This window comes from Catenulispora pinisilvae, assembly GCF_015356865.1.
In the GTDB taxonomy this organism is placed as follows: Bacteria; Actinomycetota; Actinomycetes; order Streptomycetales; family Catenulisporaceae; genus Catenulispora; species Catenulispora pinisilvae.
Genome location: NZ_JAAFZA010000340.1, coordinates 1 through 9000 on the forward strand (window position 1 = coordinate 1; position 9000 = coordinate 9000).

Annotated in this window: 8 protein-coding genes and 1 pseudogene; 1 reads left to right on the forward strand and 8 read right to left on the reverse strand. The window is 70.1% G+C overall.

All coding sequences use genetic code 11. From position 1 onward, the window contains the following. The 8 genes and pseudogenes from IZR01_RS45740 to IZR01_RS45770 all read right to left on the reverse strand — a co-directional run. Positions 1-600, reverse strand: a 600-nt coding sequence (locus tag IZR01_RS45740) for a phosphoenolpyruvate-utilizing N-terminal domain-containing protein (RefSeq protein WP_323747287.1), incomplete at its 3' end; no start/stop codon positions are given. After that, a complete protein-coding gene (locus IZR01_RS45745) occupies positions 593-877 on the reverse strand; it encodes an HPr family phosphocarrier protein (RefSeq protein WP_194897820.1) in 285 nt (94 codons plus the stop codon). The genes IZR01_RS45745 and IZR01_RS45740, both read right to left, overlap by 8 nt. A 38-nt stretch (positions 878-915) precedes the next feature. Further along, on the reverse strand, positions 916-1956 hold the full coding sequence (locus IZR01_RS45750; RefSeq protein WP_194897821.1) for a zinc-dependent dehydrogenase: 1041 nt from the start codon (positions 1954-1956) through the stop codon (positions 916-918). A 36-nt stretch (positions 1957-1992) separates the two neighbouring features. Then, positions 1993-2415: pseudogene (locus tag IZR01_RS54605) on the reverse strand (PTS mannitol transporter subunit IIA); the annotation flags it as partial. Continuing rightward, entirely contained in the window at positions 2408-2716 is a 309-nt protein-coding gene (locus tag IZR01_RS51780; protein WP_228555605.1) for a PTS sugar transporter subunit IIBC family protein, read from the reverse strand. The pseudogene IZR01_RS54605 and the gene IZR01_RS51780, both read right to left, overlap by 8 nt. After that, on the reverse strand, positions 2713-3867 hold the full coding sequence (gene mtlA, locus IZR01_RS45760) for a mannitol-specific PTS transporter subunit IIC (RefSeq protein WP_228555604.1): 1155 nt from the start codon (positions 3865-3867) through the stop codon (positions 2713-2715). The genes IZR01_RS51780 and mtlA overlap by 4 nt, the downstream gene beginning before the upstream one ends. A 103-nt stretch (positions 3868-3970) precedes the next feature. Continuing rightward, positions 3971-4957 carry a 1-phosphofructokinase family hexose kinase gene (locus IZR01_RS45765; RefSeq protein WP_194897819.1) on the reverse strand — a complete coding sequence of 329 codons (987 nt, stop codon included), beginning with the start codon at positions 4955-4957 and terminating at the stop codon, positions 3971-3973. Further along, positions 4954-5715: a DeoR/GlpR family DNA-binding transcription regulator gene (locus IZR01_RS45770; protein WP_194897818.1), complete on the reverse strand. Its 762-nt coding sequence runs from the start codon at positions 5713-5715 to the stop codon at positions 4954-4956. The genes IZR01_RS45765 and IZR01_RS45770 overlap by 4 nt, the downstream gene beginning before the upstream one ends. A 309-nt stretch (positions 5716-6024) precedes the next feature. Between IZR01_RS45770 and IZR01_RS45775 the strand changes: the two genes are divergently transcribed. Next, the gene (locus IZR01_RS45775; RefSeq protein WP_194927482.1) at positions 6025-8712 is read left to right on the forward strand and encodes an alpha-L-rhamnosidase-related protein; all 2688 of its coding nucleotides are present in this window, start codon (positions 6025-6027) and stop codon (positions 8710-8712) included. The last annotated feature ends 288 nt before the right edge of the window (positions 8713-9000 follow it).

Consider the following 9000-nt stretch of genomic DNA (forward strand, 5'->3'; position numbering starts at 1 on the left):
GCCGGGGATGGGGCGGCCCAGGACGGCGGCCACGGCGCGGTCGCGGAGGTCTTCGAGGTCGGCGGCGCGTTCGGCGAGGTAGCCGCCGCCTTCGCGGAGCAGGTCGGCTTGGGCGTCGAAGGCTTCGGTGAGGGCGTGCGGCGCGTCGGTGCCGGCCGCGACGCGCCGCCGGACATCGTCGGCGAGGGTCGGGTCCTCGGCGATCATCGCCAGGGCTTCGAGGATCTCCTTCGCCTCGCCGGACAGGCGCTCGGCGCGGGCGGTGAGGTCCGCGGCGAGCTCCGCCACCGCGCGTTCGGCGGCGGACAGCTCGGCGGCGGCATCGGCCACAGGCCGGGGCTGCGGGAGGGGCGCCGGGGCGGTCATACGCACGACTGGACCGATCGCCGTGCCCGCGCTCACGCCGACGCCGCTGAGCACCGAGATGGCAGCGGGCTGATGAGCGGCGCTGACCGCGCCGCCACCGGGCACCGCACCGGCCGCTTCGGCAGGCACCGCACCGGCCGCCGATCGCCCGGCGCCGAGATCCGCGGCTGCCTGCGTGCCGACCACGGCCGCGCCACGGGGCTGCGCACCGCCCCCGAGCCCCCGCTCACTCATTCCCGTCCCCCTCCTCGTCCAGATTCCGAGCGATCAGGTCCGCGAGGACGGCGACGGCCGCCTCGGCGCCGTCGCCATCGGCCTCCAGCGTGACCTCCGTGCCCTGCTTCACTCCCGCCGCGAGCACCGCGAGGATGCTGCGGGCGTCGATCGCCGGGCGGTCGCCGATCCGGAGCCGCACCGTCGCCGGCTGCTCCTTGGCGGCCGTCACCAGCAGCTTCGCCGGGCGGGCGTGCAGCCCGCTGGTGGATCCGACGACGACGGTGCGCTCAACCATGTCCTTCTCCTCGTCCCTGTCCTCGGTTCGAGCCCGGCTCAGGGTTCGATGGTGACCTTGATGGCCTCGCCCTTGGCCACGATGTCCAGGCCGTCCAGCACCCGCTCCAGCGGCAGCCGCACGGAGATCAGGTCCTTGACCGGAACCTCGCCGCTGGCGATGAGCTCCAGCGCGCGGGCGTTGTGGGCGGGGCTGGAGCCGTTGGCGCCGACGATCGTCAGCTCGCGGTAGTGGACCAGGTTGGAGTCCAAGGTGATGGTCGGCTTGTCCTTGGGCAGGCCGCCGAAGAAGCTGACGCGGGCGCGCGGGGCGGCGATCTGGAGTCCTTGTTCCTGGGCGGCACCGGCGGCGGTGGCGGTGATCACCACGTCCACGCCGCGGCCGTCGGTGAGCTTGCGGACCTGCTCGATGATGTCGCCGTCCTCGGCGCACACCGTGTCGTCCGGGTGGACCAGGTCGGCGGCCAACTGGAGCCGGTCGCGGTTGACCTCGATCATGATGATGCGGTCCGCGCCGCGGGAGCGGGCCAGCCGGACGTGCAGACAGCCGATCGGGCCGGCGCCGAAGACCGCCACCACGTCGCCGGGACCGACCCCGGCCAGTTCCTGGCCGTTGAGCACACAGGCCAGCGGTTCGGTGACGGAGGCCTCGTCGGCGCCCACGCCCTCGGGGATGCGGTTCATCCCGTCCACGGCCAGCACGCTCGGCGGCACCACCATGAACTCGGCGAAGCCGCCCTCGTACTGGTAGCCCATCGACTCCTGGTTCAGGCACACGGTCTGGTGCCCGCGCGTGCACTCCTCGCAGGTGCCGTCCGGGATCGCGGCGATCACCTGCACCCGGTCCCCCAGCGCCCAGCCCTCGACGCCGGCACCGATCTCGACGATCTCACCGGCGATCTCGTGCCCCATCACCCGGGGCGGGGCGATGCGGAAGTGCCCGGAGCGGAAGATCTTCAGATCGGTCCCGCACATCGAGCAAGCCAGCACCCTGAGTTTCACCTCGCCGGCGGCGGGAGTGGGTTCGGGCACCTCCTCGATCCGGACGTCCCCGGGTCCATGGAACACAGCGGCCTTCATACGTTCTCTGCCTTTCGGAGCCGGCTGGAGCAGCCGGATCACTTCGCTAGCGGTCGTTGCCAGGTGGAGCTGTTCGGCCCGGTCGGGGTCCATCAGGACCTCGGCGAGCTCGGCGAGGATGTCCAGGTGCCGGTCGCCGAGGGCGGCGATGGCGACGCACAAAGACACCTGCTCGCCCTCGCCCCAGTCGACGGGCTCGGCCAGGACCAGCACGGCCAGCGCGTCGCGCCGGACGTACTTCTTGCCGGCGGCGGTGGAGTGCGGGATCGCGACCCCGGCGCCGATGTGGGTGGAGATCTCGTCCTCGCGCTCGCGCATCGCCGGGACGTAGTCCTGGGTCACGGCGCCGACCGCGACCAGGAGTTCGCCGCACTGCCGGACCGCGTCGTAGCGGTCGGCGGCGTGGACCCCGAACCGGACGGCCTGCTCGGTCAGCAGGCCGTCAGCGGTGTCAGACATCGATGGTGCCGCCTTCCTTCACGGCCTTGACCACCTTGTTCACGGCCGGGTCGCCCAGGAAGATCTGGAAGGTCACCACCGGCTTGCCGGGAGCCGCGGCCCGGGCCCGCTCGGCCAGGCTCCGCTGGGTCAAGATCAGGTCGGCGTCGGCCGGGATGGCCGAGACCTGCGCGTGCTCGACGATCACGCCGGTGTTCTTCAGCTGCCGCTTCAAGGTCCCGGCGAGCATCACCGAGGACCCCATGCCGGCGTCGCAGGCCACGATGATCTTCTTGATGTCGGAGACGGGGATGCTGGTCATGCTGTGGCTCCTTCAGGTGAGGCGGGTGAGGACTGGGCCGGGACAGCCGCGCCGTCGCCGGCGTCATCGGCGTCATCTGTCTCCTCGGCCTCTTCGGCCTTCTCACCGCGTCCGAACCCGAGCAAGAGCGAGGCGACGACGAACGACACGGCCGCGGCTACCACGACTCCGGCCAGCACCCCGAAGTAGCTCCCGCGCGGGGTCTCGGTGAGGTAGGCGAAGATCGAGCCCGGCGAGGGCGAGGCGACCAGACCGGCACCGGTGATGGAGAACACTGAGACCCCCGCGAACCCGCCGGCGATCGCGGCCAGGATCAGGCGCGGCTTCATCAGGATGTACGGGAAGTAGATCTCGTGGATGCCGCCGAGGAACTCGATGACGATGGCGCCGGGGACCGTGGGCCGCAGCGAGCGCGGGCCGAACAGCAGGTAGGCGCACAGGATGCCCAGGCCCGGACCGGGGTTGGACTCCAGCATGAACAGGATCGACTTGTGGTGCGCGGCGCTTTGCGCCACCGCCAGCGGGTCCAGCACGCCGTGGTTGATGGCGTTGTTCAGGAACAGCACCTTGGCCGGCTCGATCAGGATGCTGACGAAGGGCAGCAGGTGGTGGTTCAGCACCCAGTTCACGCCGGTGCCGGCCCAGTTGGTGACGTGGTTCACCGCCGGGCCGATCGCCCACTTGCCCAGCACCGCGAACGCGCCGCCGATGATACCCAGGGAGAAGTTGTCGACCAGCATCTCGAACCCGGCCTTCAGCCGGTCCGCGGTGAGCTTGTCGAACTGCTTGAGCACCCACGCCGCCAGCGGGCCGACGATCATCGCGCCCAGGAACATCGGCACCGAGGCCCCGACCACCACACCCATCGTGGCGATCGCGCCGATCACCGCGCCGCGCTGACCGTGCACGATCCGGCCGCCGGTGTAGCCGATGAGCATCGGCAGCAGGTAGGTGATCATCGGCGTGACCAGCTGGCCCAGCGAGCTGGACGGGATCCAGCCGGTGGGGATGAACAGGGCCGTGATCAGGCCCCAGGCGATGAACGCGCCGATGTTCGGCATCACCATCGAGGCCAGGAACGAGCCGAACTTCTGGACTGTGGCTTTCAGTCCGGTGCCGGTGGGAGCCGGCGTATAAGCCATCGAAGACATGTCGTCCTCCTAGGGACGTCAAGGGAAATCGTTGGGTTTGTTCCTCATTTGCTGTGCGTGGCGTGCGGTGGCGATGAAAGCGGTGAAAGTGGTGAAAGTGCTGTCAGCCGTTGTCGGCGAGGTGGACCGCGCCCACCGGTTTACCTCCCGGGTCGCGGACGACCCGGATTCCTTCCCGGCTCACGTCCGAGGGATCCGGCATCTGACTGCCGGGCAGCCCCACGGCGGCCCGGGCCCAGGCCATGCCCTCGACCAGGGCGTCGGCACCGCTCGCGCCGGCGGCCAGGAACCCGGCCAGCAGCGCGTCGCCGGCGCCGACGGTGCTCTGCGGCTCGATCGGGTCGGCGGTGCCGAGCACCGCGCCGGCGGAGTCGACCAGGACCGCGCCGTCGGCGCCGAGGCTGGCCAGCACCGTTTTGACGCCCCGGGACAACAGCTTGTCGGCCGCCGCGACGACGTCGGCGATGCTGTTCAGCGGGGTCCCGACGGCCGCGGCCAGCTCCTGCCGGTTCGGCTTGATCAGGTCCGGGCCGGCGTCCAGCGTCGCCAGCAACGCCGCGCCGCTGGTGTCGACCGCGACCCGGACGCCGTGCTCGGCGAACAGCGCGGTCAGCTCGGCGTAGACGGTGTCCGGGACGCCCGGCGGCAGGCTGCCGGAGAGCACGGCCCAGGAGGCGCGGGTGCGGCCCGATATATCAGCGCTCTGTGACAAGCACCGGTCCAGCACGGTCTCGGCGAGCAGCGCCACCTCCTGCCCGGTCAGCGCCCCGCCCGGGGCGTTGACCTTCGTGGCCCGGCCGTCCGCCTCGACCAGCGTGATGTTCGACCGGGTCCAGCCGCCGACCGGGACCTCGGTCACCGGTACCCCGGCCTTGCTCAGCAGCCGCACCAGTTCCTCCCCGTCCGGCCCGGCGCACGGGATCACCGCGTGCGAGCCGACGTCGAAGGCGCGCAGCACCCGGGTCACGTTCACGCCCTTGCCGCCGGGGTCGATCCGGGCACCGGTGGCGCGCAGCACTTCGCCCAGGCGCAGCGTCTGGAGCGTGAGCGTGCGGTCCAGGCTCGGGTTGAGGGTCAGGGTGACGATCATGCCCGGACCACCCGCACCCCGGCGCCGCCGAAGTCGGCGGCGGTCTCCTCGTCCAGACCGGTGTCGGTGATGAACAGATCGACGTCGGCCAGCCGGCCGAAGCGGGCCATGCAGTCGTTGCCGACCTTGGTGTGGTCGGCCAGCAGCACGGTGCGCCGGGCGGCGCCGATCATCGCCCGCTTCACCGCCGACTCGGCCAGATCCGGGGTGGTCAGACCCCGCGCCACCGAGACGCCGTTGGTGGCGATGAAGGCCACGTCGACACACAGCTGGGACAACGGGGCCAGGGCCCATTCGTCCACCGCGGCCAGCGTGCGGCCCCGGATCCGGCCGCCGAGCATCAGGACCGTGAGATTGGGCCGGGCGACCAGCTGCGCGGCCAGCGCCGGGGCGTTCACCACGACGGTCAGCTCCCGGTCGGCCGGCAAGATCGTGGCCAGCCGCCCGGTGGTCGTCCCGGCGTCGATGATGACCGATCCCTCGTCGGGGAGTTCGGCCAGCGCCGCCTTGGCGATCCGCTCCTTCTCCGCGGTCATGCTCTGGTCCCGGACGGCCAGCGCCGGCTCGAAACCGAGCCGTTCGACCGGGATCGCCCCGCCGTGGACCCGGCGCACGAGACCGGCGCGTTCCAGGGCCGTCAGGTCCCTGCGGATGGTCTCCGTGGTCACGGTCAGATGCTCGGCCAGGACCACGACGTCCACCCGGCCGTCGACGCGTGCCTTGTGCAGGATCGCCTGCTGTCGTTCCTCTGCGTACATGGGCCACCCCAGTGTGCTCGCCGTCATGCGATGCGACGGCGATTTGGTTTCCACGCCGTTTCTCTTTGTTCGTGTTGGTTTTACGCCTCACGCTGGGGGCTGTCAAGGCTCCCACCTCGCCGATCACAGACTTCTGATTCTTTGCCCGCAGACTCTGGCCGCCGGTCACGGGCGGGAGTAGCATCCCCGGTGAATTCGAGGATTGAATCGATTTAATCCATCAGCGGGACCCTCGCACACTGCACGCATCGGCGGCTTCCAGCTGCCTCGCTCCCCCTTGCCCAAAAACGTTTCAGGAAAGGGAGAACCGTGAAACACATACCGATCGCCGTGCTCGCGCTCGGGCTGGCCTTCGGCGGCGTCGGCACCGCTGTCGGCGATCCGGCGCCGGTCCACGCGGCCACGGCACCGCCCGCGGCCACCGCTCACCCCGCGGCGAAGAAGCTCGCTGCGAACCCGTGCGCCGCCGACAACCTGTCCCCCACCTCACGAACGGTGAACCCGGTCGCCGTCGCCACGACGAACGGCAACGTCGGCAACGCCTCAGCGCTTCTGAGCGGCCAGGACACCCGGCTCACCGGAAACGGTTCCGCCGTGACGCTCGACTTCGGCAAGGACGTCGCCGGCCTGGTCACGGTGGACTTCGCGGACGCCAGCGATTCCTCGCAGAGCATCGGGCTGGCGTTCTCCGAGTCCAGCCTGTTCGTCGGCAACACCAGCGACGCCTCCAGCGGCGGCGGTGCGGACGGGTTCCTGTCCGCGTCCGTTCCGGCCGGCGGCGGTGGCTACACCATGCCGAAGGACAAACTGCGCGGCGGATTCAGGTACCTGACACTCTTCCTGAACTCCGGCGGCTACGCCGATCTGAACGGCGTCTCACTGGCGTTCTCGGCCGCCCCCAACGCCTCGGACCCGGCCGCGTACCCCGACTACTTCTGCTCCAACGACGACACGCTGAACCGCATCTGGTACGCCGGCGCCTACACCACACAGCTGGACACCATCGATCCCACCGAGGGCCGGGTGTGGCCGCCGCCGGCGTCGGGATGGGAGAACAACGGCGTCATCGGCACCGGCACCGAGGTGCTCACCGACGGCGCGAAGCGGGACCGCACCGTGTGGCCCGGCGACATGGGCATCTCGACGACCACCGCGTACGTGAGCACCGACGATCTGCTCGCCATCCGCAACTCGCTGACGACGATGTACCAGAACCAGAAGTCGACCGGCGAGCTGCCCTACAGCGGGCCCGAGTTCAGCTTCTACGGCTCGGACACGTACCACATGTGGACGCTGATCGGGACGTACTCGTACTACCTCGACACCTCCGACAAGGCCTGGCTGGACGGCATCTGGAGCAAGTACCAGCTCGGCATGAGCTTCATCACCGCCAAGATCGGCGGCGACAACCTGCTGAACGTCACCAACACCAGCGACTGGGCCCGCGGCGACCAGGGCGGCGAGAACATCGAAGCCAATGCCCTGCTTTACCAGGCGCTGACCACCGGCGCCTCGTTGGCGACGGCCGAGGGCGACAGCTCGCTGGCCTCGGCCTACGCGGGCAAGGCCGCGAGCCTCAAGACGGCCGTCAACGCCACGCTGTGGGACTCCGGCACCGGCGCGTACAAGGACAACCCGAGCAGCACGCTGTATCCGCAGGACGGGAACTCGCTGGCGGTCTGGTACGGACTGGCGTCGAGTTCGCAGGCCTCTGCGATCATGGCGCACCTGCGCGGCAACTGGAACAGCCTGGGGGCTCAGGCCCCTGAGTTCAACGACAACATCTCGCCGTTCTCCGGCTCCATGGAGCTCTACGCGCACTTCGCCGCCGGGGACGACGTCAACGCGCTCGCCATGATGCGCGACGAGTGGGGCTACATGCTGGAGTCGCCGATCGGCACCGGCAGCACCTTCTGGGAGGGCTACGGGAACAACGGCACACTCAGCGCGTATTCGAGCAACTTCACCAGCCTGGCCCACGGTTGGTCGACCGGGCCCACCGGCGCGCTGACCACCGACGTGCTGGGCATCTCCCCCACCGCGCCGTCCGGGACCGGGTACCAGGTGGTGCCGCACCCGGGCGACCTGACGCACGTCGAGGGAACGCTGACGGTGGCCGCCGGCAAGCAGATCCACGCCAGCTACGACCACGACACCGCGGGCGATTTCAGCCTGCAAGTGGACTCCTCGACGAACAGCGGCTCCAGCGGCGTCATCGCGGTGCCGACCTGGGGACAGAGCCGGACGGTCACGGTGAACGGACAGACCGCCTGGAACGGGAGCGCGTTCGTCGGGGCGTCCGGCATCACGAGTGCGGACACTGATGGTCAGTACGTTTACTTCCGCGGGGTCGCTCCGGGCGCCTACACGGTCGCCTACAGCGCCTCGGCGACCGCGCCGCCGATCGCCTACCGCGGGCTGCCCGGCACGTGGACGCGCTGCGCCGCCGAGAACGGCAGCTGCGCGGTCACCGGGACCTCGGTGATCGCGTTCGGCGCCGGCGGCCAGTACAACTACCTGGAGACGAGCAACGCCACAGCCTGCTCGGACACGGTGTTCGGCGACCCGGACAGCGGCGTGGCGAAGTGGTGCTACGAGCAGACGGCGCAACCGGCGTCGCCGGGCTGGCAGCAGTGCGCGACGGAGAACCAGAACTGCGCCTACAGCGACCTGATGACGGTCGCCTACGGAGCCAACGGCACGTACAAGTTCGCCACCCTGGGCAGCGGCGGCACCGCCTGCGACGACGCGGTCTTCGGCGACCCGACGCCCAACGTCGCCAAGGCCTGCTACCTGCTCGGCCCACCGCCGACGTTCGCGACGTGGACGGCGTGCGCCGCCGAGAACGGTAACTGCACGTTCTCCGGCACGCACGAGGTCGCCTTCGGCGTGGACGGCAAGTACCGCTTCGGGAGCTTCAGCGGCAGCACGCCGTGCACGGACACGGTCTTCGGCGACCCGGCGTTCGACTCGGCGAAGGGTTGCTACGTGGAGTAGCGCGAGGTGACGCGGCCCCGCCGGCCGGCTTGGTGCGCCGTGCGCCAGGTCGGTCGGCGTCGGCTTGTTCGGATCAGTACCTGCTGAATCGATTCATTCCCGGTGACGCTACCGAGGCATCCAGGCCCCGTCAAGGCCCCGAAAAGCGCCAGTCACGGCGGCTGGGCGAGTTCTACCGGTCGTCGCAACGCGTTGTGGTTGTGTGGTCTGACAGTAGCTTGGTGAGGCGTTCGGCTGGGGTATCCCAGTCGAGGACTTTGCGGGGTCGCCGGTTGAGTTTGGCGGCGA

What these genes read in the sequence shown, in the direction of transcription:
- IZR01_RS45745 (WP_194897820.1), bottom strand. Translation starts at nt 877, where the DNA reads ATGGTTGAGCGCACCGTCGTCGTCGGATCCACCAGCGGGCTGCACGCC.
- IZR01_RS45750 (WP_194897821.1), bottom strand. Translation starts at nt 1,956, where the DNA reads ATGAAGGCCGCTGTGTTCCATGGACCCGGGGACGTCCGGATCGAGGAG.
- IZR01_RS51780 (WP_228555605.1), bottom strand. Translation starts at nt 2,716, where the DNA reads ATGACCAGCATCCCCGTCTCCGACATCAAGAAGATCATCGTGGCCTGC.
- mtlA (WP_228555604.1), bottom strand. Translation starts at nt 3,867, where the DNA reads ATGTCTTCGATGGCTTATACGCCGGCTCCCACCGGCACCGGACTGAAA.
- IZR01_RS45765 (WP_194897819.1), bottom strand. Translation starts at nt 4,957, where the DNA reads ATGATCGTCACCCTGACCCTCAACCCGAGCCTGGACCGCACGCTCACG.
- IZR01_RS45770 (WP_194897818.1), bottom strand. Translation starts at nt 5,715, where the DNA reads ATGTACGCAGAGGAACGACAGCAGGCGATCCTGCACAAGGCACGCGTC.